21 protein-coding genes are annotated in these 23,051 nt (G+C 67.6%); 9 read left to right on the forward strand and 12 right to left on the reverse strand.

Annotation, left to right across the window (positions count from 1 at the left end; translation table 11 throughout):
* Positions 1-4: 4 nt before the first annotated feature.
* Together yidC and mnmE are read left to right on the forward strand one after the other, a co-directional pair.
* A complete protein-coding gene (gene yidC, locus VIM12_RS02435) occupies positions 5-1,648 on the forward strand; it encodes a membrane protein insertase YidC (RefSeq protein WP_331940015.1) in 1,644 nt (547 codons plus the stop codon).
* Positions 1,649-1,742: 94 nt separating this feature from the next.
* Complete coding sequence (gene mnmE, locus VIM12_RS02440) at positions 1,743-3,122, forward strand: tRNA uridine-5-carboxymethylaminomethyl(34) synthesis GTPase MnmE (RefSeq protein ID WP_331940016.1); 1,380 nt, start codon at positions 1,743-1,745, stop codon at positions 3,120-3,122.
* A gap of 46 nt (positions 3,123-3,168) precedes the next feature.
* Here the strand turns inward: mnmE and VIM12_RS02445 are convergent, their stop codons facing one another.
* Positions 3,169-3,390, reverse strand: coding sequence for a hypothetical protein (locus tag VIM12_RS02445; protein WP_331940017.1), 222 nt, complete (start codon positions 3,388-3,390; stop codon positions 3,169-3,171).
* 220 nt (positions 3,391-3,610) lie between these two features.
* Positions 3,611-4,570, reverse strand: a complete 960-nt coding sequence (locus VIM12_RS02450) for a CAP domain-containing protein (RefSeq protein WP_331940018.1) — start codon at positions 4,568-4,570, stop codon at positions 3,611-3,613.
* A gap of 238 nt (positions 4,571-4,808) precedes the next feature.
* Between VIM12_RS02450 and VIM12_RS02455 the strand changes: the two genes are divergently transcribed.
* The gene (locus tag VIM12_RS02455; RefSeq protein ID WP_331940019.1) at positions 4,809-5,009 is read left to right on the forward strand and encodes a hypothetical protein; all 201 of its coding nucleotides are present in this window, start codon (positions 4,809-4,811) and stop codon (positions 5,007-5,009) included.
* A gap of 61 nt (positions 5,010-5,070) precedes the next feature.
* Here VIM12_RS02455 and VIM12_RS02460 read toward each other — a convergent pair whose 3' ends face one another.
* Both VIM12_RS02460 and VIM12_RS02465 read right to left on the reverse strand, forming a co-directional pair.
* On the reverse strand, positions 5,071-6,477 hold the full coding sequence (locus VIM12_RS02460; protein WP_331940098.1) for a sensor histidine kinase: 1,407 nt from the start codon (positions 6,475-6,477) through the stop codon (positions 5,071-5,073).
* Positions 6,478-6,497: 20 nt separating this feature from the next.
* Positions 6,498-7,175: a response regulator gene (locus VIM12_RS02465; RefSeq protein ID WP_331940020.1), complete on the reverse strand. Its 678-nt coding sequence runs from the start codon at positions 7,173-7,175 to the stop codon at positions 6,498-6,500.
* A gap of 133 nt (positions 7,176-7,308) precedes the next feature.
* On the opposite strand from VIM12_RS02465, the gene VIM12_RS02470 reads away from it, so the two are divergent.
* The gene (locus VIM12_RS02470) at positions 7,309-8,286 is read left to right on the forward strand and encodes a tripartite tricarboxylate transporter substrate binding protein (RefSeq protein WP_331940021.1); all 978 of its coding nucleotides are present in this window, start codon (positions 7,309-7,311) and stop codon (positions 8,284-8,286) included.
* 27 nt (positions 8,287-8,313) lie between these two features.
* The gene (locus VIM12_RS02475) at positions 8,314-9,381 is read left to right on the forward strand and encodes an AbrB family transcriptional regulator (RefSeq protein WP_331940022.1); all 1,068 of its coding nucleotides are present in this window, start codon (positions 8,314-8,316) and stop codon (positions 9,379-9,381) included.
* A gap of 174 nt (positions 9,382-9,555) precedes the next feature.
* Here the strand turns inward: VIM12_RS02475 and VIM12_RS02480 are convergent, their stop codons facing one another.
* A complete protein-coding gene (locus VIM12_RS02480; protein WP_331940023.1) occupies positions 9,556-10,194 on the reverse strand; it encodes an NAD(P)-dependent oxidoreductase in 639 nt (212 codons plus the stop codon).
* A gap of 107 nt (positions 10,195-10,301) precedes the next feature.
* Here VIM12_RS02480 and VIM12_RS02485 point away from each other — a divergent pair, with 107 nt between their 5' ends.
* Entirely contained in the window at positions 10,302-11,207 is a 906-nt protein-coding gene (locus tag VIM12_RS02485; protein WP_331940024.1) for a LysR family transcriptional regulator, read from the forward strand.
* Positions 11,208-11,220: 13 nt separating this feature from the next.
* Here VIM12_RS02485 and VIM12_RS02490 read toward each other — a convergent pair whose 3' ends face one another.
* On the reverse strand, positions 11,221-11,769 hold the full coding sequence (locus tag VIM12_RS02490; RefSeq protein ID WP_331940025.1) for a hypothetical protein: 549 nt from the start codon (positions 11,767-11,769) through the stop codon (positions 11,221-11,223).
* The gene (locus tag VIM12_RS02495; protein WP_331940026.1) at positions 11,766-14,369 is read right to left on the reverse strand and encodes a chemotaxis protein CheW; all 2,604 of its coding nucleotides are present in this window, start codon (positions 14,367-14,369) and stop codon (positions 11,766-11,768) included. The genes VIM12_RS02490 and VIM12_RS02495 overlap by 4 nt, the downstream gene beginning before the upstream one ends.
* A 307-nt stretch (positions 14,370-14,676) precedes the next feature.
* Between VIM12_RS02495 and VIM12_RS02500 the strand changes: the two genes are divergently transcribed.
* Positions 14,677-15,441 (forward strand): L-asparaginase, encoded by a 765-nt coding sequence (locus VIM12_RS02500; protein WP_331940027.1) that lies wholly within the window; start codon positions 14,677-14,679, stop codon positions 15,439-15,441.
* Here VIM12_RS02500 and VIM12_RS02505 read toward each other — a convergent pair.
* The 4 genes from VIM12_RS02505 to VIM12_RS02520 form a co-directional block, all read right to left on the reverse strand.
* Entirely contained in the window at positions 15,438-16,028 is a 591-nt protein-coding gene (locus VIM12_RS02505; RefSeq protein WP_331940028.1) for an MOSC domain-containing protein, read from the reverse strand. The genes VIM12_RS02500 and VIM12_RS02505 overlap by 4 nt on opposite strands.
* A complete protein-coding gene (locus tag VIM12_RS02510; RefSeq protein WP_331940029.1) occupies positions 16,025-17,212 on the reverse strand; it encodes an MFS transporter in 1,188 nt (395 codons plus the stop codon). The genes VIM12_RS02505 and VIM12_RS02510 overlap by 4 nt, the downstream gene beginning before the upstream one ends.
* 60 nt (positions 17,213-17,272) lie before the next feature.
* Positions 17,273-17,803, reverse strand: a complete 531-nt coding sequence (locus VIM12_RS02515; protein WP_331940030.1) for a hypothetical protein — start codon at positions 17,801-17,803, stop codon at positions 17,273-17,275.
* Positions 17,804-17,931: 128 nt separating this feature from the next.
* A complete protein-coding gene (locus tag VIM12_RS02520) occupies positions 17,932-18,930 on the reverse strand; it encodes a D-2-hydroxyacid dehydrogenase family protein (protein WP_331940031.1) in 999 nt (332 codons plus the stop codon).
* A gap of 346 nt (positions 18,931-19,276) precedes the next feature.
* Between VIM12_RS02520 and VIM12_RS02525 the strand changes: the two genes are divergently transcribed.
* Positions 19,277-21,133 carry a phosphoenolpyruvate carboxykinase (GTP) gene (locus VIM12_RS02525; protein WP_331940032.1) on the forward strand — a complete coding sequence of 619 codons (1,857 nt, stop codon included), beginning with the start codon at positions 19,277-19,279 and terminating at the stop codon, positions 21,131-21,133.
* 138 nt (positions 21,134-21,271) lie between these two features.
* Here VIM12_RS02525 and VIM12_RS02530 read toward each other — a convergent pair whose 3' ends face one another.
* Positions 21,272-21,925, reverse strand: coding sequence for a 1-acyl-sn-glycerol-3-phosphate acyltransferase (locus VIM12_RS02530; protein ID WP_331940033.1), 654 nt, complete (start codon positions 21,923-21,925; stop codon positions 21,272-21,274).
* Positions 21,926-22,092: 167 nt separating this feature from the next.
* On the opposite strand from VIM12_RS02530, the gene VIM12_RS02535 reads away from it, so the two are divergent.
* The gene (locus VIM12_RS02535; protein ID WP_331940034.1) at positions 22,093-23,037 is read left to right on the forward strand and encodes a DUF808 domain-containing protein; all 945 of its coding nucleotides are present in this window, start codon (positions 22,093-22,095) and stop codon (positions 23,035-23,037) included.
* Positions 23,038-23,051: the final 14 nt, after the last annotated feature.

Here is a 23,051-nt window from a genome sequence, read left to right on the forward strand (position 1 = left end):
ATATATGGATATCCAACGTACCGTCCTGTGGGTAGTGTTCTCGTTGTCCCTGCTGCTGTTGTGGGACAACTGGATGCGCTACAACGGCAAGCAATCGCTGTTCTTCCCGAGCGCGACGCAGCAGGCGGCCGCACCGGCTGCCGGCCCCGCTCCCGCCAGCCGTGGCGACGTGCCGCAGTCGAGCAGCACGGCTGCCGCGCCGGCTGTACCGACCGGCGCCGCCCAGACCAAGAGCGAAGTGGTGACCATTACCACGGACGTGGTCAAGGCCGACATCGACACCGTCGGCGGCGAGCTGCGGCGACTCGAGCTGCTGAAGCACAAGGATACGGTGGACCAGAGCAAGAACATGGTGCTGTTCGATTCCAGCAACCATGTGTACCTGGCACAAACGGGCCTGATCGGCGGACCGTTCCCGAACCACAAGACCACCTTCACCGCACGCCCCGGCCCGCGTGCGCTCGACGGCAGCGCCGAGCTGCAGCTCGTGCTCGAGGCGGAGCAGGGCGGCGTCAAGCTGGTCAAGACCTACACCTTCCGCCGCGGCGACTACACCGTCGGCATACGCCATGATGTGATCAACAACAGCGGCGCCCCGATCAACCCGTCGCTGTACGTCCAGCTGGTCCGCGACGGCAACGCGCCGGCCGGCGAGTCGTACTTCTACAGCACCTTCACCGGGCCGGTGGTCTACACCGACGCCGACAAATTCCAGAAGATGACCTTTAACGAGATCGAGGAAGGCAAGGCGAAGCACGCGAACAAGGCAGACAACGGCTGGGTCGCCCTGGTCCAGCACTATTTCGTCTCGGCCTTCCTGCCACCGCAGAAGACGCCGCGCGAGATCTACACGAAGAAGGTCGACAACAACCTGTACGCAGTCGGCTCGATCCTCCCGGTCGGCGCCGTGGCGCCAGGGGCGACCGCGACCGTCGACACGCCGCTGTACTCGGGCCCGCAGGAATCCGAACGCCTCGAAAAGCTGGCGCCCGGCCTGGACCTGGTCAAGGACTACGGCTGGCTGACCATCGTCGCCAAGCCGATCTTCTGGCTGATGGTGCAGATCCACAAGGTGCTCGGCAACTGGGGCTGGACCATCATCGTGCTGACGGTGCTGATCAAGCTGGCATTCTTCCCGCTGTCGGCGGCGAGCTATCGCAGCATGGCCAAGATGAAGACGGTGACGCCGAAGATGCAGGCGATCCGCGAGCGCCACAAGAGCGACCCGCAGAAGATGAACCAGGCCATGATGGAGCTGTACAAGACCGAGAAGATCAACCCGCTCGGCGGCTGCCTGCCGATCCTGGTCCAGATCCCGGTCTTCATCGCGCTGTACTGGGTGCTGCTGGCTTCGGTCGAGATGCGCAACGCGCCATGGCTCGGCTGGATCACCGACCTGGCGTCGCCCGACCCCTGGTACATTCTCCCGGTGATCATGGCGGTCTCGATGTTCATCCAGACCAAGCTGAACCCGACCCCGCCGGACCCGGTGCAGGCGAAGGTGATGATGTTCATGCCGATCGCGTTCTCGGTGATGTTCTTCTTCTTCCCGGCGGGCCTCGTGCTGTACTGGGTGGTCAACAACATTCTGTCGATCGCGCAGCAATGGGTGATCACCCGCCGCATCGAAAGCGGCCAGCCGGCGTAAGCAGCGCCTGCTTCCCGAAGCCCGCCTTGCGCGGGCTTTTTTGTTTCGCGTCCCGGCATTGCCGATTCACAATGCCGCTCCTACAATCAACCGCATGAACCACGACAACACTCCCATCGCAGCCATCGCCACCCCTCCCGGGCGCGGCGGCATCGGCGTCGTCCGCGCGTCCGGCAAGGACCTTGGGTCGCTGATGCAGGCGCTGTGCGGCAAGCCGCTCCAGCCGCGCCATGCCACCTACCTGCCTTTCCTCGCTGCCGACGGCACGGCGATCGATCAGGGCCTGGCGATCTACTTCAAGGCGCCGCATTCGTACACCGGCGAAGACGTGCTCGAGCTGCACGGCCATGGCGGACCGGTAGTCATGCAGATGCTGCTCGGCCGCTGCCTGGAAGCCGGCGCCGACATCGGCCTGCGGCTGGCGGAGCCGGGGGAGTTCACCCAGCGCGCCTTCCTCAACGACAAGCTCGACCTGGCGCAGGCGGAAGCGGTGGCCGACCTGATCGAGGCGTCGACCGAGGCGGCGGCAAAGTCCGCGTCGGCCTCGCTCAGCGGCGTATTCTCGCGGGCCATCCACACGCTGGTCGACAAGGTGATCCACCTGCGGATGCTGGTCGAGGCGACGCTCGACTTTCCGGAGGAAGAAATCGACTTCCTGGAGAAGTCCGATGCCCGCGGCCAGCTCGAGCGCATCCAGGCCGACCTGGAGCAGGTGTTCTCCGAGGCGTCCCAGGGCGCGCTGCTGCGCGAAGGGTTGAATGTGGTGCTGGCCGGTCAGCCGAATGTCGGCAAGTCCTCGCTGCTCAATGCGCTGGCCGGCGCCGAGGTGGCGATCGTGACGCCGATTGCCGGCACGACGCGCGACAAGGTCACCGAAACCATCCAGGTCGAGGGCATCCCGCTGAACATCATCGATACTGCCGGCATCCGCGACGCGGGCGACGAAGTGGAGCGCATCGGGATAGAACGCACCTGGGGCGAAGTGCTGAAGGCCGATGTGATCGTCCACCTGCTCGACGCCAGCCGCGGCCCGACCCGCGCCGACGAGGAGATCGTGCAGCGCTTCCCGGCGAACGTGCCGGTGCTGCGCGTCTGGAACAAGATCGACCTGTCGGGCCACAAGCCCGCCGTGGACCGGGCCGAGGAAGCCATCCACATCTATCTGTCCGCCACCGAGCGGCGCGGTGTGGACATGCTGCGCGCCGAGCTGCTGCGCGCGGCCGGCTGGCAGCAGACCGCGGAGTCGCGCTTCATCGCGCGCGAGCGCCACCTGCTGGCGCTGAAGGCGGCGCGCGAGCATCTGGCGCTCGCGGCGCAGCATGCGTCCGTCGACAACCAGACCAGCGACCAGGCGCTCGACCTGTTTGCGGAAGAACTGCGGATCGCGCAGGAACGCCTGTCGAGCATCACCGGGGAATTCACGCCGGATGACTTGCTTGGCGTGATCTTCAGCCGCTTCTGCATCGGAAAGTGACGCGCGGACGACGGCGGCGCCTGCCGCCGTCGTCCGCAGGCCCGGCTTACCGCGCGATGTCCGCCAGCAGGCGGTGCGCGAGCGCCACGGCCTGTTCCAGCGCCTGCTCCGGACTGTCGGAGGGCGCCTCCACCGTGTGCTTGACGTCTTCGCTGGTGGCGCCAAGTTCGTGGCTCATCATGACCACGCCCTGATACTTGCCGTCCGCCAGTTCCTGTATATCCGCCTGTGCCACCCAATCCGCCTTCTTGTACTGCACCGCTGCCATGATGAACCTCCTGGTATCGACCGTCGTAGGACTACCGTGCAGGCCGGATGTTCTGGCTTGCCCTGATTTTAATCAAAGGCAAAAAAGGCTTGCGGATCAATGGCTTGCCATGTCAGTACAGCATTCATCCACAGAATTGTTCACAGGTACTGGGGGTAAAGGCGGAGCAGGGGAAGGCAGGCCGGCGGGCACCCGCCGCCGGGGCCGCGCCGGACCGTCGCTACCGCGTGGAGAACGACCAGTTGCGGGTGACCTGGGCGCCGTCGACGGTACCGATGAAGCGCACGTCATAGGTCGTGCCCCCGGCCAGCGGCGCCAGCGGGACGATTGCCACGGCGCCTGTCGGCGTGTGGTCGGGATCGGTCGCATTGCTCAGCAGCCTGACCGGCAGCACGCCGCCGCCGCGCGGGTTGACGGTGAATTCCTGTACCGCGATGTTGCCGAGGATGTCGGCGTGGATGCTGATCGGGTAGCCGACCTCGTTGCGGTCGGGGACCGGGTCGGGCGACTCGTTGTCGCTCATGAAGTTGCGCGCGACGTTCTTCTGGCCGTCGAACGGGTAGACGATCACCTTGCCGTTGCCCAGGCCCTGGTTGAGCCGGTTGGCGACGAAATTGGTGGTGAAGTAGGTGTTGCCGCCGGAGACCGTCGCTGCGCCGGCGCCGGCCTCCTTGAACATCGGCTCGAGGATGACGAAGCGATGATAGATCGCGGCAATCAGGTCTTCCGCGGCGCCGACCCCGGAGGTGCTGCTGGTCGAGGAGATCACCTCGCCGTAGGCGTAGCCTCCGCCGGACTGGTCGAACTGGTAGCCGGCATTGACGAGACGGGTGTACAGCTGCACGCCGGTGAAGGCAGGGCGGCCTTCCGTCTGCTCGTGGGTGATGGTGTTGTTCACCTGTTGATAGGTCGAGTGTCCGAGGGCCGCGGTATCGACGGTCGCGTTCCGGCTGACGACCTGCAAGCCGGCCTGGCGGCGGCGGAAGTTGAACCAGTTGAAGCCGTCGGTAGCGGTGTTGCCGGTGGCGGCGGGCGCATCGGTCTCGACCGACGCAATGTCGAAGGTGCTGGTGCTTGCAGTGCTGTTCCGTGAACTGTCGCCGTCCCCGCCGCCGCCGCCGCATGCGGCGAGAAGCAAGGTGGCGAGCAGGACTGAGAGGTTGCGCGGGATTTGACCCATGGTGAGATGCCTTCTAATGCAATGTTGCGTGACGGAACGCAGGTGGCGAGAGAGCCGGTTAGATGAGGCCGGCGGGCGTAGGTTGCACGTTAACAAGGATAAACCGGCGATGGTTTGATTTTGCCGAAACGCGGCGGAGCCGGTTGCAGGAGCGCCACGCAAGCTGCTGCCGGGTGGAACCGTCCCCCTGCCGATGGCCACCCATGCCGGTGGATTACCGAACGCAACCGGAGGGGACGTGGACGACGCACTGATACTGGCGCTGCTGTTTCTGGGGATGCTGGGCATCTTCGTCCAGCTCACGATACTGTTCGAGACGGTGTGGCTGCCACGGCCCGATCCGGACCGGAGAGACGACGCGAAATTGCGGCTGCCGCCGCGCGGCGAGATGCTGAAGACCGCCGGCAGGCGCTGGCGTCTGCCGCGCTGGCGCGCCTGAGTGTCAGGGCCTGCGCCGACCGCCTTCCTGTCACCTTCTTGTCGCCTTCTGGCCGCGACGCTTACGCCGCCGCGGGGAAACGGATGACGGCGCGTAGCCCTGCCGCGCCGTCGGCCAGTTCGACCGAGGCGTGATGCAGGCGCGCGATGTCGGCCACGATGGCGAGGCCGAGACCGCTGCCGCCGGCATTCGCGACCTGCGCCGCGTCACCGCGGTAAAAGGCTTCGAACACCCGCTCCCGTTCGGCGGCGGGAATACCGGGCCCGCTGTCCTCGACCTCCAGCAGCGGACACGGCAAGCTTCGGACGCGCAGCAGCACCTGGCCGCCCTGCGGCGTGTAACGGATGGCGTTGTCCACGAGGTTCGCGATCATTTCATGCAGCAGCAGCGGTTGGGCATGGATGGTGACCTCGGCGCCTTCATCGCCGTCGAACGCCAGGTCGATGTCCTTGCGTACCGCCTGCTGCGCCAGCTCCAGGCCGACCTGGCGCACCGCGGCCGTCAGCGAAACCGGTTCCAGCCTGGCCTCGGCGGCGTCATGCCCGGCGCGCGCGAGGCTGAGCAGGCGGTTGGCGAGGTGGACGGTGGAGTCCGTCGTCCTTGCGATGCTTTCCACCACCTCGCGCATCGCCGCCGGGTCGTTCGCGCGCAATGCCAGCTCGGCCTGGGTCTTGAGCACCGTGAGCGGCGTGCGCAACTGGTGCGAGGCGTCGGCGATGAAGCGGCGCTGCCCCGCGATCAGCGTCTGCAAGCGACCCATGTAGCCGTTCATCGCGTCGACCAGGGGTCGCACCTCGCGGTGCACCAGGGCCGGATCGAAACCGGAGAGGTCGGTCGGCGCACGCGCCTCGACCTCGGCGGTCAGCCGCATCAGCGGGCGCAGCACGAAACGGACGGCGATCCAGGCCAGCAAGGCCGCGGCCAGCACCAGCACCGCCTGGCGCAGCAGCGTGTCGAACAGGATCTTGCGGGAGAGATCGTGGCGCCCGTCGAGCGACTCGCCGACCTGGATCAGCGCGATGCCGCGCATGCTGTTGTCGTACACTGGCTGGTAGAGCGCGGCGATGCGCACCGGCTCGTCGCGGTAGACCGCATGATAGAAGTAGACCAGCGCCGGATAGGCCTCGGAGCGGCGGGCGTCGCGCGGCAGCGGCGGCAGGTCGTCGTAGCCGGACACGAACTCGCCGGCGATGCCGCTGACCTTGTAGTAGATGCGGCCGAGGGTATCGGTCTCGAAACTGTCGAGCGCGACATAGGGAACGTCGGCCGTCACCTTGCCGCCATGGATGGTGACGCGTTCCGCCAGCGCCCGGGTCGAGGCAAGCAGCGAGCGGTCGTAGGCCTGGTCGGCTGCTTCCAGCGCGTTGCGATAGACCGACACGGCATCGATGGCGACCAGCACGGTGAGAGGCAGCAGCAACCAGCCGAGCAGCTGACGCCGCAGGCTGCCGAGGACGCGGGCGCCCATGGGGCGTCCGCTTGCGCCGCTCACGGCTTCTCCTCGAGCAGGTAGCCAAGGCCGCGCAGGGTGGTGATGCCTACCCTGCCCTCGCCCGGCCGGTCGAGCTTCTTGCGCAGGCGGTGCACGTAGATCTCGATCGCGTCGAGATTGGCCTCGTCCTCCAGCGCGAACACTTCGTCGAACAGCTTTTCCTTGGACACGGCGCGGCCGGCGCGCGTGAGCAGCGCCTCCAGCACCGCCCGCTCGCGCGGGGTCAGCGCGAGATCCTCGCCACCGTAGGTGAACATGCGCGACACGGTGTCGAACGACAGCATGCCGCAGCGCAGGGTGAGCCCCTGCGCACCCTGCACCCGCCGCAGCAGCGCCTTCACCCGGGCTTCCAGTTCGGCCAGTTCGAACGGCTTCGGCAGATAGTCGTCAGCGCCGAGATTGAGGCCCTGCACCCGCTCCTGCAGTCCGCCACGGGCGGTCAGCACCAGCACCGGCGTCTTGCTGCCGCGCGCGCGCAGGCGCTTGAGGACATCCAGGCCGTCCATCCCCGGCAGGGTCAGGTCGAGGATCACGAGCGCGTATTCCTGGGTATGCAGCAGGGCGTCGGCGGCGCTGCCGCTCGCCGCATGCTCCACTGTCAGGTGGGCATCGTGCAGCGCCCTGGCGATCCAGTGCGAGAGTTCCGTGTGGTCTTCGACGAGCAGGATGCGCATGCTGTGCGGGAGTGCGGGCTCCGTGAAAGGGGTTTGAAAGCGGCGCGCGCCATCATACTGAACTTCGCGTTCTTTGCAAAAGAGCGATAATCGCGCACGTTAACACCGGCAACAAGCCATCCACGGAACCAGCATGCCACACCTCCCAGCGCGCGCCCTCATCCTTGCCATCGGCGGCCTGCTCGCAGGCGCCGCCATGGCGGCGGAATGCGTGGTGCCGGCCAAGCCCGGCGGCGGCATGGACCTGACCTGCAAGCTGGCGCGCAGCGGACTGGAAGCGGCTGCAGGCGCGGGCAGCAGGGGGATCGACCCGGCGCTGCGCATCCGCTACCTGCCCGGCGGAATCGGGGCCGTGGCCTGGAACTCGGTGGTATCCCAGCAGCGCGCCGATGCCGAAGCGCTGGTGGTGTACTCCGGCGGCTCGCTGCTCAATCTCGCGCAGGGCAAGTACGGCAAGGCGACCGAACAGGATGTGCGCTGGGTGGCGGCGCTGGGCGCCGACTACGGCATGATCGCGGTGCGCAGCGACTCGCCCTGGCGCACGCTGGACGAGCTGCTGCGGGCGCTGAAGCGCAACCCGGCGAAGGTGACCATCGGCGGCGGCGGAACGCTCGGCAGCCAGGACTGGCTGAAGCTGGCGATCATCGGCAAGCAGGCGGGGATCGTGCCGCGCTCGCTGCGCTTCGTCGCCTTCGAGGGGGGTGGCGAATCCTTCACGGCACTGCTCGCCGGCCATGTGCAGGCGGTGTCGGGTGACGTGTCGGAGGCCGCGCTGCACGCGGCGGACGGTCGCATACGGGTGCTTGCGGTACTGTCCGACGAAAGGCTGCCCGGGGTGCTGGCTGGCGTGCCGACCGCGCGCGAACAGGGATTCCCGATCAGCTGGCCGATCATTCGTGGCGTGTACATGGGGCCGGACGTCTCCGATGCGGCGTACCGCAAGTGGGTTGCCGCCTTCGACGCAGCGATGAAGGCGGACGGCTTCGACCGGCTGCGCGCGGCGCACGGCCTCTATCCATTCGCCATGACCGGCGACGCGCTGACCCGGCACGTCGCCCGCACCGTGCGCGAGTACCGGGCGCAGGCCGACGCCTTCGGACTCGTGCGCTGACCGCAACACCTCCCGCCATCGATGCACATGTCCTTGTCCTTCCGCAGCGCGCCCGCCTCCTTCGTGTTCACCCTCGTCACCGGATTGCTCGCCGCGCTGCTCTGCGAATGGCTGGGCACGCCGCTGCCATGGATGATCGGCCCGCTGTTCGCGACCGCCGCCGGCCGCCTCGCCGGTGCCGACCTGTCGAGTCCGGTGCGGGTGCGCGAAGCGGGGCAGTGGGCGATCGGCACGGCGCTCGGCCTGTACTTCACGCCGCTGGTGCTGGGCGTGCTGTTTTCCTTTCTCGGCTATATCGCGCTCGGCGTACTGTTTGCGCTGTTGCTGGGGGCGGCATGCGGCTGGCTGCTGCACCGGCTTTCCGGTGTCGACATGACCACCGCCTTCTTCGCGATGGCGGTCGGCGGCGCCTCGGAGATGGCAACCCAGGGCGAACGCCACGGCGCCAAGGTGGACCGGGTGGCGGCGGCGCACAGCCTGCGCATCATGATGGTGGTGGCCATCATTCCGTTCCTGTTCCAGTTCGCGGGCGTGCATGGGCAGGACAGGTATGCGCCGGGCGCGCGCGCGGTGGAGTACGACGGGCTGGCGCTGCTGGTGCTGTTCACCGTGCTCGGCGCGCTCGCGCTGAAACGGATGAACCTGCCGAATGCGTGGGTCATCGGTCCGCTGCTGGTCGCCATCGCGCTGACCGCATCCGGCATCAACCTGTCGGCGCTGCCGGAATGGATGGTGCACCTCGGCCAGCTGTTCATCGGGATATCGCTCGGGACGCGCTTCACGCCGGAGTTCCTGCATACGGCGCCGCGCTTCCTCGCCAGCGTGGCGGTCTGCGCGCTGTGCGCGATGGCGGTTGCCGCCAGCTTTGCCGTCGGGCTGGCGGCGCTCAGCGGGATGAACACGGCCACCGCGATCCTGGCAACCTCGCCCGGCGGCATCGCCGAGATGAGCCTGACCGCGAAGAACCTGCAGCTCGGCGTGCCGATCGTGACGGCCTTTCATGTGACGCGGATGGCGATGCTGGTGCTGACGATCGGGCCGCTGTTCCGCCTCGGTCGTCGGCTGCGCCGGCGCGGCCATGGCGGCCGTCCATAAAAAAAGGAGTGGCACGAATGCCACTCCAGACACATGCCAACTCCTGCCCGGGCGACAAGAGGTCACCGCCCCGGAAACCGTATCGTAGATAGCCGCGCGGCCGCGCTCCAATGCCGTGTTTGCATCGGTTCATGCAAGGCTTGCATAAGCGCACGGTCGTGCTGGATCAGTGGCTCAGTAGGCGATGCAGAAGCGGCGGCGCAGATGCTTCGGCTGCTCGGCTTCGTCCAGCATCGCCACCGCATAGTCTTCGACCGAGATCCGGCTTTCGCCAACGTCGTCCACCAGCAGCTGGTCCGTACCAAGGCGGAAGCGGCCGGTGCGCGCGCCGGGCGCGATATGGGCGGCAGGACTCAGCATAGTCCAGTCCAGTGCCTGTTCCGCGCGCAGCATCTCCAGCGCATCGCGCGCGCCCTCGGCCGTTGCGCGCCACTGCGCGGGAAAACCGGGATCGTCGATCACCTTGCGCCCCGGCGCGACCTCCAGGCTGCCGGCGCCGCCGACGACCAGCAGGCGCGGCACGCCGCTCTCGCGCACCGCACCGACGATGGAACGCATGCCGCGCATGTAGTAGCCATAGATGTCGGGCTGCGCATGACCGCTGAATGCCGAGAGCACCAGGTCGTGGCCACGCAGCTGCCCGGTAAGCTGCACGGTGTCGAGCACGTCGGCCTTGCGCACGGCGAGCTGCGCGGCCGGCGCCAGTCTTTCCGGGCGCGACACCAGGGCCGTGACCCGATGCCCGCGCGCGAGTGCCTCACGCAGCAGGGCCGAGCCGATGAAACCGGAAGCGCCAATCAGTGCGATGTTCATCCTGTTTGTCCTTGTCATGGTGGAATGGGGCACATCCTCGCGCAAACGATTGATTCCGGAAACAGCAAAACGCATAATTCATTGATTCCACTTTCCAAACAATCTTCATGGCCCTGCTCGGCGAGATCGACCTCAACAGCCTGGTGGTGTTCGACGCGGTGGTGATCGCCGGCAGTTTCACCGGCGCGGCCGACCGGCTGGGCGTGGCCAAGGCGCGCGTCAGCCTGCAGGTCGCGCGCCTGGAACAGCGGCTGGGCGTCGCGCTGTTCCACCGCACCACGCGCCGCGTGGCGCTGACCGATGCCGGCAGCGCCTTGCATGCACAGTGCGCGCCGCTGCTTGGCGGGCTGACGGAGGCGCTCCACCACGCCGGCCAGGACGGCGAGCGGCTGGCAGGCAGCCTGCGGGTGTCGACCACGGTCGACCATGCGGTGCAGTCGCTGGCGCCTGCCCTTGCCCGCTTCGCCGCCATGCATCCGGCGCTGCAGGTCGACCTGCGCACCGGCGACCGCGTGGTCGACATGCTGGGCGAGGGAATCGACGTCGCGATACGGCTCGGCTGGCTGCGCGACTCGTCGCTGCGCGCGGTGAAACTGGGGGAGTTCGAACAGTACCTGGTGGCGGCGCCCGCGTACCTGCGACGCGCCGGGCAGCCGCGCCGGCCGCAGGATCTTGCCGGGCACGAGTGGATCGCCCTGACGCTGATGCGCACGCCGCTGACCTGGAAGTTCACGGGACGCGGCGCCGCCAGCAGCACCGTGCAGATGAAAGCGCGCCTGCGGGTGGATTCGCCGGCGGCGCTGCGCGCGATGCTGGCCGAGGGCGCGGGGATCTCGGTGCTCGATCAGTACAGCGTGGAGGCGGACCTGGCGGCAGGGCGGCTGGTGCGCGTGCTGCCGCGCTGGTCCCTGGCGCGCGGCGGGATGTACGCAGTGACGCCGCCCGGCCGGCATACCGCGCTGAAGGCGGCCCGCTTCATCGCGTTCTACCGCGAATGGCTCGACGGAAAATGACGGCGCCGCGCCGTCAGGAATAGGACAAGCGACCGGCTGGCCAGGCGGACGGCCACTCGTCCGCCATGCGGCGGCCCGGGAACATGCCGGCGGCGGCCACCTTCAGGCGGTCGAGGGAGAACTGGCGCAGATGCTGGAACACGCTTTGGTTGATGCCCATCGCCGCCTGCATCACCAGCAGGTCGACCTCGCGCCGCGTCCCGTCCGGGCGACACCCGTCGGCATTGCCTTCCTCCGGCGCCACGCGCTGGCGCGGGCGTCCGCGCGCGGACTGCTCCGCGATCACGAAACGGAAGGCATCCTCCAGCGTCACCCTGCTCGCGTCGCCGGCCAGCCGCCAGCCGCCGCCGCGTTCCGGCAGCGGCTGCAGCAACTGCTCGCGGCAGAGCGCATTGCACAGGCGGATGAGTTCCCTTTCCGGCCGGCCGGTCATCCGCGAGAGCTGCCCGGCGCTTACCGCGCGCGGCGCGCCGGAGACGAAGGCGCCGAGGACTTCGGTGACGAGACAGAGGCGTTCATACATGGTGCTGCTGCCGAAGATGATGGGATCGACGTTGTTCATGCTGCTTTCTCCAACGGTGTGACGCCGGACCGGTCGTCGATGTGGCGGTCGGCCTCGGTGAGGTTCAGGACGGTAGGCAGGGCGGGATCGCGCAGGCATGCATACAGCTGCGCGACGTCCAGCGCCTGGATCAGGATGCGGCCCTGGCTGGCCTGGATGACCTGCTTCACCAGCAGGCCCTCCGGGTGGGCGGCGAACGGTGTCGGCACGATCTGCTCCGGCAGGAATCCGGGGACGCCGTGCAGCTCGTCCACCAGCACGCCGATGTCCTGTCCGCCATGGCGCAGAAGGATCACCTGGCTGCCGCTGTCGATCGCGGCCGGGCTGCCGCGCATCAGATGACGCAGGTCGAATACCCAGATGAAGGCCGGGCTGTCGCCGTTGCGCTGCAGGGAAAGCACGCCGATGCGTTCGGGCCGGCCCCCGATCGATACCGGCGAGATGGCGGATGCCGGAACGGCCTCGGTGACGCTGGCGGCGGGCACGGCAAACAGCATGCCGTCGATGAAGAAGCTGGCGTACTCGATCCCGCCGCCGCTCCCGCTCTCCTCCAGCAGCATCTCCTCGCGCCGCACCGCGGCGCCGCGTCCGCGTTCTTCGCCGAAGCGCTCGAACACCACGGCGATGACGTCCTCGCGGTAGCCGTCGGCATTCTTGAATTCGCGATAGCCGTGGGACACGGTGCAGCCCACGATCGCATAGTGGCCGTCGTGTACGACGATGCGCGACGCGCTGCCGCCATTCGGCAGCGCGAGAAACGCCGGGTCGATGTCGAGACGGCTGCCGGCGGGCCGGCCGGGATCGGTACTGGCGATGACGGTGCCGGCGCGGTCGACGAAGTACGCCGTCATGCCCTCCCTGTCGTTGAGCGCGCCGCGCAGCATCGCGGACAGCTCCGGCTCCGCATCGAACACGATGCCGATGCCGCCGACCACCGCCGCCTGAGTGCCGGGATCCCGGATCGCCGCATAGTAGACGTAGGTGGGACGGCCATCGTACAGCGGCGTCGGCGAAAACGGGCTGACGTGGTAATCCTGTTCGCCGCGCAGCGCGCGCACCGCGGCCAGCGTGCCGGCGTCGATGCGGCTGCCGATCACCGATGCCGCGCCGACGCCCGGGTTAGTGCTGGCGACGATGCAGCCTTGGTCGTCGTGGACGAAGATGCGGGTGTACACGGTGTAGAGGCGATTGATGAAGCCGAGGATCTCGTCGAGACCGGCGCGCGTCTCGATATCCATCTCGCCCGCCGCCAGCGCTTGCCGCAGTTCCGGCGTCAGCGCCCACCAGCGGCAGTCGTCGGAACGCTCGTACAGGTTGCGGTCGAGCAGGTCGACCAGCAGGTGCGAGACGAATTCCGACTCGCGCAGGCTGGAGGCGAGGACGGTCTCGTAGAGGTCGCGTATCGATTGCGAGAACAGCTCGTTGCTGCGCATGCCGGTCTCGCTGATCTGGTCGAGGATGGTCTTCAGCTTCAGCAGCTCGCCGCGCTGGCCCGCGGTCATCACCTGGCCGTTCCAGACGACGCGGCGAATGGTATCGGCGGCGGACATGATCTCGAACAGTGGCGGGCAGAAGCTGCGGGCGTGCGACAGCAGGCCGTCGGCCACCTGGCTGTCCACCGTCGCCAGCGCGCTCGAAGCAGCGCCATGAAAGGCGACCTCGACCGGGATCATCACCTGGCCTTGCCAGCCCGGCGGCCCCATGTAGCCCTGGTAGCCGGTGGCGGGAAAGGTGCTGACCAGATATTCGCGGCCGCCGTAGACCAGCAGGCGGGGATCGTTGCCGCGATTGACGGGCACGGTGGCGCCGACCGGGATCCAGCGTTCGTCCGCGCTGGCGACGACCCGGTTGTCGCCGTCGAGCAGCAGCATGTTGGAGCGCTCCTCGGCATCGCGATGCGCACGGAAGATGCCGGCCATCTCTTCCTCGAAATGAAAGCACAGGCACAGCACGCCGACCGGCACGCCGGTGTCCGGATGCAGCATGCGGCGCGAATAGACGAGCGCCTGCTGTTTCGACGGACGCAGGTCGGTGGCGCGGAAGGTCTCGACATAGCCCTCGGCGGCGAGCGTGGCGGCGATCAACGGGTCGGTGCTGCCCTCGAGCGGCGTGCTTTCGTCGATCTGGACCAGGACATTGCCCCGGGTATCGAGCAGGATGATCTCGTCGTAGACGGTGTACTTGCTGCGGTAGGCACGCAGCCGCAGGCGAATGGCATCCGCGTCGTCCTGCATGCCGGCGACGAAGGCGCACAGTTCGCGGTCGGTGGCGAGGAAGCCGACATCCGCCGTGCGCTCGTACAGGTTGCGCACCACAATGTCGATCACGTAGTGCGCCTTGGTGCCGATCGCGTCGAGCACGTTGCCGACCTTTTCCCGCACCAGGCTCGACACCAGTTCCTGCTCCAGCCGGTTGAAGCCGGCGCGGGTGGCGGCCATGGTGGGCAGGATGGACTTGGCCTCGGCCGGGCAGTTCATCTTCGCCGAGGCTTCGATCATGCGCCACATGAGGTTCAGTTCGCGCAGTGACTGCTCGCAGCGCACGACATCGCGCATGTAGGGGAGGAAGGTGTCGATCGGCAGCGGAACGGCGTCGTTCATTGCATGGTCCTGGGGTAGGCGTTCCCGGCGCGGCTGCGGCAGGATGGTGCATTGCAGCAACATTGCAATTTGCGCGCCAGCCGGGAATTTCCGCGGTATTTGCCTCTCAAACACGCTTTTGCCGTCCTGCGGCAAGAAGCCCGGCGTGAATACCGCCGGCGCGCGCCATTTTGGTGCTTGGTCGCCGAACGGCTGCGCGTCCCCGTGCATGGAGTTGGTGCCCCGGCCCCGTACCGCCGGGCGCGCCATTCTGCGCGTAAGCGCCGGGAATCCCGTTACACTACAAGCGACCCACAGGCAGAACAGCATGAAACCAGTTGCACCAGGCACCGTCATCTTCCATCGCCATCGCGGCTACGGCGTGATCACGTCGGTCAATCTCCTGACCGGGTGGGTGTCCGCCCGTTTCGGCGACGAGGTGCGCACGCTCGACCTGAACCTGTCCCACGACGACCTGCAGCATGCCGACGGCGAGCCGATCCACTTCCGCCGCGACGCGCCGGACCGGATGCCGCATGCGCGGCTGATGGCGATGGTGCGCGAGCTGCATCGAGCCGGCTATGAACGGCTCTACCTGTACAGCTGGCCGAAGCCGTCCGGGCTGCACTGGCGCTGGCACCTGTTCACCGGGCAGCGCAACTGGCTGGAACGTCCGTGGCGGGAGGGCTGGTACGGCTCGGGCGCGGACTACAACTTCAACCCGGTTTTAGGATGGGGCGACCAGCCCGGCGCGACCGCGCAGGAACTGGTGCGCAGCTTTGCGCGCTTCGATCCCCATGGGCTGGCCCAGGCGCTACGGCGCGACGAGGACCACACCGCATGGTTCGAGCAGGTGTGCGAGGCGCTGCTGCCCAACTATGCATACACGCTCGGCTGGGACCTGCGCGACGGGCCGGTGCCGGAATATCTGCCGGTGATTCCGGTGCGCCGCGGCGTGCCGAACTACGCCGGACCGCCACTGCCGTGGCCGCCGGGATGGCGCAGGATCGGCGCGCGCGGAGGCCGGCAGGCGCCGCTCACCGGCCGCCTGCCGGCACTGCCGCCGCTGCCGATCGAAAAGGGAGTCAGCTAGAACAGCTCGTGCTGGCGGCCGCGCCAGCGGCGCTGGTTGACCTGGGCCACGGATACCTGGCGCGGCCCGGGGTGCAGCACGAACGTGTCGCCGGCGGCGATGCTTCCGGTCTCGACTACGCGCAGGTAGAAGCCGGTGTGGCCGGATTGCAGCATCAGCTTTACCGCGTGGGCGAAGCCCATCTTCGCCCCGAACTTGTAGCAGGGCTGCCGCGGTTCGGTCACTTCCAGCACCACCGTCCCGGCGTGCAGCCTGTCGCCGATCCAGACATCCTCCTCCAGCAGCCCTTCCAGGGTCAGGTTCTCGCCCATGGCGCCGGGTGCCAGCGGCTCGTCGCGTTTCAGCACGGCCAGCCGCTGTGCCCGCCAGAACGGGTAGTGTTCGGACGGATAGGCGTAGACCGCCTTGGCAAGGCCGCCGTGCACCGTGAGGTCGGCCTGTTCGTCGCCTTCCAGCCCCAGCCTGTTCACCGCCACCGGCCCCTCGACCGGGTGCTTGTGAATGCCGGTGGCGACGCGGCGCATCCGCTCCGACTGCTGGACGAAAAGGTCGCCGACGCGGCCGGTGTTGACGCTGGCGACCTTCATGCCGCCCCCGCCGCGCCCTGGCGCTGCCGCTGGGCCATGCCCGCCGCATGCAGCGAGACGAGGATGGCCGCCGCCATCGGCGCCGCGCCGTAATACGACAGCCTGGCGCTGCCCTCCGCGGTAACGATCACGCCGCCGAGAAACGCGCCGGCGGCCTGTCCGAGATAGATCGCCGACGAATTCAGCGAGACCGAGGCGGAGGCGAGCGCCGGCGCCATCGCGACCAGCCTCACCTGCTGCGCCCCGTTGACTGCGAAGCAGCCCATCCCCCACAGCAGCACCAGGGCGACGACCGTCGCCACCGAACCGCGCGCCAGCGGCCACATCAGGATCGCCGCGAGCATGCAGCTCATTGCGATGACGCCAACGCGGGTCGGGCCGATGCGGTCCATGAAGCGCGCCCCGAGCACGTTGCCGAGCACCCCGGTGAGACCGAAGCAGAGGAAGACCAGGCTGATCACGCCGGGCGTGGCGCCGATGAAATCCTTCAGCAGCAGCGCCATGTAGGAAAACACGGTGAACATCCCCAGCGCCTGGATCGCGGTGACCGAAATCGTCAGCAGCAGCGGCCGGTTGGCGAACAGCGCGCGCCAGGCGGCCCGGTCCATCGGCGCGACGAACAGGCCGGCCGGAATCTGGATCCAGACCGCCGCCGCGAAGAGGGCGGACAGGACGCCGACCAGCGCCAGGGTCGGGCGCCAGCCGAGATGGGCCCCGAGCCAGGCGCCGAGGGGCGCGCCGACCACCGCGGCGATCGACCAGCCGAGGAAGATCATGCCGATCGCCTTGCCCCGCACTTCCGGCGCGACCATGAGGCCGGCGGTGGCAGCGGCCTGCGCAGTGAACAGCGCAGCGCCGATGGCGGTGATCATGCGTGCGGCGAGCAGGCTGTCGAAGCCCGGCACCAGGGACGAGGCAAGGTGCATCAGCGCATACAGGGCAAGCGAGCCGGCCAGCAGCTTGCGGCGGTCGATTGCGCTGGTCAGGCTGGCGAGGAAGGGGCCGCCGATGCAGATGGTCATCGCAAAGGCGGAAATGAGCAGGCCGACCTGGGCCGGGGTGATGGCCAGTGCGCTGCCCAGTTCGTTGAGCATGCCCGGCACCACCATCACGCCGGTGCCGATGGCGAAGTTACCGAGGGTGAGTGACCAAAGTCTGGGCTGCCTGGCTGGCGTCGATTGCATGGGGGGCTCCGCTGAAGGAGCCCCAGTGTAGCCAAATCCGCCGTCGGTTGCCGGCGGCCCTCAGCCGCCCCGCCGCCGCTGCGCCATGCGCCCCAGCGCGATCGCCAGCGCCGCGCCGCCCAGCGCCTTCACCAGCGTGGGGTTCTGGGCGTAGAAGCCGCTCATCTTTTCGATGACGCCCGGGTTGGCCTGCTCGGCGCGGGCGGCAATGTCCTGCACCTGCTCGGGAGTGAGCCGGCTTGCCTGCTCCGGCGTCAGTGCCGGCTGCGCGTCGCCGCGGTTGAGGATGCCGCCCAGCGCACCGCCGCCGAGCAGCGAGCCGAGCAGTGCCGGGCCGGCACCGGCCAGCAGCTGGTTCAGCATGCCGGCGCGCTGCTGGCCGTCGGCCTGGCCGAACAGCTGGCTGACCATGCTCGCAAACGGCGGGGTCTGGTCGGAGCGGAAGGCCTCGGCGACCCCGTCGCGCAAATCTTCCTGGCCGGCATTGCTGGCGACGTCGTCGAAGTCGCGCTCGACCTCCTGTTGCTGGCGCCCGCCCTGCTGTCCGCCGTACTGCTCGAGGATGCGCCCTATATCGAATCCAAGTCCCATGACTGCCTCCTGGTTATCGGCCCGCGCGTCGTGCCGCCAATCGGCTCGATTTTCGTGCCGGTGGCCGGCCGTTCACAACGACGCCGGCCAGTCCGGTAGGAGACGGGCCGGCGGTGAAGGTTCCGGGGTCAGGCGCGGGAAATCGCCAGCGCCTCCGGGTTCAGCAGGTGCTGCGGATTGCCGGCGGCAAAGGACAGGATGTTGCGGAAGGCGGCGCCAAAGTAGCACTCGTAGCTGTCCTTCTCCACATAGCCGAGATGGGGTGTGGCCAGCACGTTGGTGTACCGGAGCAGCGGCGCGTCGGCCGGCAACGGCTCGGTTTCGAATACGTCGAGCGCCGCAAAGCCCGGGCGGCCGGCGCGCAGGGCCGCCTCCAGCGCGCCGGCCGCGATCAGCTCGGCGCGGCTGGTGTTGACCAGCAACGCGTCGGGCTTCATCCGCGCCAGGTCCAGGCCGCCAATCATGCCGCGCGTTGCGTCGTTGAGCCGCAGGTGCAGCGACAGCACGTCCGCCTCGGCGAACAGCTGCTCCCGCGTCGCGGCGGTGTCGCAGCCGGCGGCCCCGGCGGCGTCGCGGCTGGCCTCGCTGCCCCAGACCAGGACGCGCATGCCGAACGCCTTGCCATAGCCGGCGACCAGCCGGCCGATGCGGCCATAGCCCCAGATGCCGAGGGTGCGTCCCTTCAGCACGGTGCCGAGGGTGTTCAGCTCGGGCAAGGTGGATGCCGTCTGCCACAAGCCGGCGCGCAGGTTGCTTGCGTACTGCGGTATCCGTCGCGTCGCCGCCATGATCAGCGCCCAGGTCAGTTCCGCCGGCGCCGTCGGGTCGCCGACGCCTTCCGCGATGGCGACGCCGCGCGCCGTGGCGGCGGCGACGTCGATGTGGCCGCTCACCTTGCCGGTCTGGGAGATCAGCTTCAGGTTGGGGAGTTTTTGCAACAGTTGCCGCGGCAGCGCGCTGCGCTCGCGAATCAGCACCAGCGCCTCGAAAGGCGCTAGACGAATCGCAAGCTGCCCCAGGCCGCGCGCGCTATTGTTGAACACCTTCACCTCGTGTCCATCGAGCAGGCGGAAGCAGTCGAGGTGGCGGACGCAGTCCTGGTAGTCGTCGAGTATGGCGATCTTCATGCAGCTGGCCTTGCTGGTATTTCCGTAAAAAAGGTACGGCTATGCGCAGAACCCATAATTGCCTACTACAAAACTCAACAATTTTTCCTACAATTTTGTTGTAAGTCATTGAGCGGGGTGGGGGCGGCGTGTACAATCAATTCATATTTCTCGCGTTTTCAAGCAGTTCGCGAGCCCACCTGCCCGAGCATTATTCCATTATTCGGGTAGCGGCGGCCACTACATGGCCGCCTCCGACATGACCGCCGTACCGCTAGTCCACCATCTAGCCGAGCCACAAGCTGACGACGATCCTGCCGTGCCGGGACAAGACCGAATTCTTTATTGGCATTGGAGGAAGTAACACATGAACCAACCCGTTATGGGAGGCATTGCACCATTGAATGCGCCAACCTTCGTCAAACACCAGAAGCTGATCGGCTGGGTCGCCGAGATCGCCGCCCTGACCAAGCCGGACCGCATCTACTGGTGCGACGGCTCGCAGGAGGAATACGACCGCCTGTGCGCCGAGATGGTCGCTGCCGGCACCATGAAGAAGCTGAATGAGGCAAAGCGCCCGAACAGCTATCTCGCCTGCTCCGACCCCTCGGACGTGGCGCGCGTCGAGGACCGCACCTACATCTGCAGCGAGCGCCAGGAAGACGCCGGCCCCACCAACAACTGGATGGCCCCGGCCGAGATGCGCAACACGCTCAACGACCTGTTCGACGGCTGCATGCGCGGCCGCACGATGTACGTCGTGCCGTTCTCGATGGGCCCGCTGGGCTCGCCGATCGCGCACATCGGCGTCGAGCTGTCCGACTCGCCGTACGTCGCGGTCAACATGCGCATCATGACCCGCATGGGTCGCGCGGTGTATGACGTCCTCGGCGACAACGGCGACTACGTCCCCTGCGTGCACACCGTCGGCAAGCCGCTGGCGGCCGGCGAGAAGGACGTGCCGTGGCCCTGCAACGAGACCAAGTACATCGTCCACTATCCGGAAACCCGCGAGATCTGGTCCTTCGGCTCCGGCTACGGCGGCAACGCGCTGCTCGGCAAGAAATGCTTCGCGCTGCGCATCGCGTCCACCATGGGCCGTGACCAGGGCTGGCTGGCCGAACACATGCTGATCCTCGGCGTCGAGTCGCCGGAAGGCAAGAAGCACTATGTTGCGGCGGCCTTCCCCTCCGCCTGCGGCAAGACCAACTTCGCGATGCTGATCCCGCCGAAGGCCTTCAATGGCTGGAAGGTCACGACCATCGGCGACGACATTGCCTGGATCAAGCCGGGCGCCGACGGCCGCTTGTACGCGATCAATCCCGAGGCCGGCTACTTCGGCGTCGCTCCCGGCACCAACATGTCGTCCAACGCCAACTGCATGTCGTCGCTGGGCGCCAACACCATCTTCACCAACGTCGCGCTGACCGACGACGGCGACGTCTGGTGGGAAGGCATGACCAAGGAGGCGCCGGCGCACCTGACCGACTGGCAGGGCAAGGACTGGACGCCGGAGATCGCCAAGGAAACCGGCCGCAAGGCGGCACACCCGAACGCCCGCTTCACCGTCGCCGCCACCCAGAACCCGGTGATCGACCCGCAATGGGATGATCCGGCAGGGGTGCCGATCTCGGCCTTCATTTTCGGCGGCCGCCGCTCGACCACCGTGCCGCTGGTGACCGAGGCGCGCAACTGGGTCGAAGGCGTCTACATGGCGGCGACCATGGGTTCCGAGACCACCGCAGCAGCAGCCGGCCAGCAGGGCGTGGTGCGCCGCGACCCGTTCGCGATGCTGCCGTTCATGGGCTACAACATGAGCGACTACTTCCAGCACTGGCTGAACATGGGCAAGAAGATCGCGGCCTCCCCGGCGGAGCTGCCCAAGATCTTCTGCGTCAACTGGTTCCGCACCGACGAGAACGGCAAGTTCGTCTGGCCTGGCTTCGGCGACAACATGCGCGTGCTGAAATGGATGCTGGACCGCATCGAAGGCAATGCAGGCGGCGTAGAGCATATCTTCGGCACCACCCCGCGCTACGAAGACTTGCAATGGGACGGCCTGGAGTTCAGCCGCGAGCAGTTCGACAAGATCACCTCGATCGACAACGCGGCATGGACTGCCGAGCTGAAGCTGCATGCGGAACTGTTCGAGAAGCTGAAGTACCACCTCCCGAGCGAGCTCGAGACGACCAAGTCCCAGCTGGAAAAACGCCTGGCTGCCTGACACGGTAACAGGGCGTGATCTGACGCCAGCAGAAAAGGCACCCGCGGGTGCCTTTTTTCATTGCTGCCGGGGCCGCCGGACGCCGCACCCGGCAGCCCCGGCGTGCCTGCCGCGGCGCGCTTCGCTGCGCACGTCGCCCTAGGCTTCCACCTGCGCGACCGCCGGCGGCGACGCGACGGGCGGGTCGAATGCGAAGTCGATCGGCGACGCGCATTGCGGATGCAGGCCGCGGCAGTCGCGGTACGCCGCCCGTATGCGGGCCAGGTCGGCGGCGGGATCTCCTTCCATCGACAGGTAGGTCAGCATGCGCACTTCTCTCGTCGCATAGTCGATCGTGGCAACGCCGAGCGGCACACCGGCGCTGCGGGCGATATGGTAGAAGCCGCTGCGCCAGCGATGGCGGTACTTGCGCGTGCCTTCCGGCGCGAGTGCCAGCCAGAAGTGGCCGGAGGCATTGATTCTCGCCGCCAGCCGGGCGATCGCACCGGTGGCCTCGCGCCGCTCCACCGGCTCGCCGCCCCAGGCGCGCAGCAAGGGCCCAAGCAGCAAGCCCGACAGCCCCCGGAACAGCGCTTCCTTGCCCAGCCAGCGAAAGCGCACGCCGATCGCCCACTTCGCAAACAGGCCGACCAGGAAATCCCAGTTGGAGGTGTGCGGATAGACGATGACGACGCCGCGGGGCCCCGGCAGCGGCGCGACATTGACGCGCCAGCCAAAGGCGGCCAGCGCGCGCACCGCGAAGCGCTGCCAGCGCGTCGTAACGGTATTGACGGTCAGGTAATGGTCGGTCATGGTTCTTGCATGTCGAGCGGGGAATTATGCCTCGGCCGGAGAAAAAGTTGAATAACAGCATCATCCCGGCGTTGAGACGCACGCCGTCGGCGGGGAATGCGGGCAGCGGATGCGCCGCCTGTGGTTAAATCTGCCCTGCCCGTTTGAACATTTTTACAAGGATGCCCATGGCCGGAGCCAGCCTGCTTGCCCTGATCGACGACATTGCCACGATCCTCGATGACGTCTCGCTGATGACCAAGGTCGCGGCGAAGAAGACTGCCGGCGTCCTGGGGGACGACTTGGCGCTGAACGCGCAGCAGGTCGCCGGCGTGCGGGCGGAACGGGAGCTGCCGGTGGTGTGGTCGGTGGCCAAGGGCTCACTGAAGAACAAGGTGATCCTGGTGCCGGCGGCGCTGGCGATCAGTGCATTCATTCCCTGGGCGGTGATCCCCCTGCTGATGATCGGCGGCGCCTTCCTCTGTTATGAAGGGGTGGAAAAGCTGGCGCACCGGATGTTGCACAGCAAGGAGGAGGACGCCGCGGAACATGCGCACCGCGCAAGCGCGCTGTCCACGCCCGACGTCGACGTGCTGGCACTGGAGAAAGAGAAGATCCAGGGCGCGGTGCGGACCGACTTCATCCTGTCGGCCGAAATCATCACCATCGCACTCGGGACCGTGGCCGACGCGCCGTTCTCGCAACAGGTCGCGGTGCTGGTCGGGATTGGTCTCATCATGACGGTCGGCGTGTACGGCCTGGTCGCCGGCATCGTGAAGCTGGATGACGCCGGGCTGTTCCTGAGCCGCCGCAGTCGCACCGGTCTGTTCCGCGCATTCGGCCGCGGACTGCTGAAGACCGCGCCATACCTGATGAAAAGCCTGTCCGTCATCGGTACCGTCGCGATGTTCATGGTCGGCGGCGGCATTCTTACCCATGGCATCCCGGTGGTGCATCACCAGATCGAGAACATCGCGCACGGGGCCGACATGCTGCCGGGCGTCGGCGTGGTGATGGGCGCGCTGACGCCGACCCTGCTCAACATCGTCGCCGGGATCATCGCCGGCGCCATCGTCCTGGCGCTCGTCACGCTTGTGGGCCGGCTGTTCCGCAAGCCCGGCCACGGCCACTAGACAGCCGCCGCAAG

Origin of the sequence: Noviherbaspirillum sp. (assembly GCF_036563305.1) — a bacterium.
GTDB lineage: Bacteria > Pseudomonadota > Gammaproteobacteria > Burkholderiales > Burkholderiaceae_D > Noviherbaspirillum.

Bases quoted from the DNA above. Each gene is read 5' to 3' on its own strand.
- VIM12_RS02500 (WP_331940027.1), top strand. From the start codon at position 14,677: ATGAAACCAGTTGCACCAGGCACCGTCATCTTCCATCGCCATCGCGGC.
- VIM12_RS02490 (WP_331940025.1), bottom strand. From the start codon at position 11,769: ATGAACAACGTCGATCCCATCATCTTCGGCAGCAGCACCATGTATGAA.
- VIM12_RS02450 (WP_331940018.1), bottom strand. From the start codon at position 4,570: ATGGGTCAAATCCCGCGCAACCTCTCAGTCCTGCTCGCCACCTTGCTT.
- VIM12_RS02445 (WP_331940017.1), bottom strand. From the start codon at position 3,390: ATGGCAGCGGTGCAGTACAAGAAGGCGGATTGGGTGGCACAGGCGGAT.
- VIM12_RS02470 (WP_331940021.1), top strand. From the start codon at position 7,309: ATGCCACACCTCCCAGCGCGCGCCCTCATCCTTGCCATCGGCGGCCTG.
- VIM12_RS02460 (WP_331940098.1), bottom strand. From the start codon at position 6,477: ATGGGCGCCCGCGTCCTCGGCAGCCTGCGGCGTCAGCTGCTCGGCTGG.
- VIM12_RS02475 (WP_331940022.1), top strand. From the start codon at position 8,314: ATGTCCTTGTCCTTCCGCAGCGCGCCCGCCTCCTTCGTGTTCACCCTC.
- VIM12_RS02485 (WP_331940024.1), top strand. From the start codon at position 10,302: ATGGCCCTGCTCGGCGAGATCGACCTCAACAGCCTGGTGGTGTTCGAC.
- VIM12_RS02505 (WP_331940028.1), bottom strand. From the start codon at position 16,028: ATGAAGGTCGCCAGCGTCAACACCGGCCGCGTCGGCGACCTTTTCGTC.
- VIM12_RS02515 (WP_331940030.1), bottom strand. From the start codon at position 17,803: ATGGGACTTGGATTCGATATAGGGCGCATCCTCGAGCAGTACGGCGGA.
- VIM12_RS02465 (WP_331940020.1), bottom strand. From the start codon at position 7,175: ATGCGCATCCTGCTCGTCGAAGACCACACGGAACTCTCGCACTGGATC.
- mnmE (WP_331940016.1), top strand. From the start codon at position 1,743: ATGAACCACGACAACACTCCCATCGCAGCCATCGCCACCCCTCCCGGG.
- VIM12_RS02525 (WP_331940032.1), top strand. From the start codon at position 19,277: ATGAACCAACCCGTTATGGGAGGCATTGCACCATTGAATGCGCCAACC.
- VIM12_RS02510 (WP_331940029.1), bottom strand. From the start codon at position 17,212: ATGCAATCGACGCCAGCCAGGCAGCCCAGACTTTGGTCACTCACCCTC.
- VIM12_RS02535 (WP_331940034.1), top strand. From the start codon at position 22,093: ATGGCCGGAGCCAGCCTGCTTGCCCTGATCGACGACATTGCCACGATC.
- VIM12_RS02520 (WP_331940031.1), bottom strand. From the start codon at position 18,930: ATGAAGATCGCCATACTCGACGACTACCAGGACTGCGTCCGCCACCTC.
- yidC (WP_331940015.1), top strand. From the start codon at position 5: ATGGATATCCAACGTACCGTCCTGTGGGTAGTGTTCTCGTTGTCCCTG.
- VIM12_RS02480 (WP_331940023.1), bottom strand. From the start codon at position 10,194: ATGAACATCGCACTGATTGGCGCTTCCGGTTTCATCGGCTCGGCCCTG.
- VIM12_RS02530 (WP_331940033.1), bottom strand. From the start codon at position 21,925: ATGACCGACCATTACCTGACCGTCAATACCGTTACGACGCGCTGGCAG.
- VIM12_RS02495 (WP_331940026.1), bottom strand. From the start codon at position 14,369: ATGAACGACGCCGTTCCGCTGCCGATCGACACCTTCCTCCCCTACATG.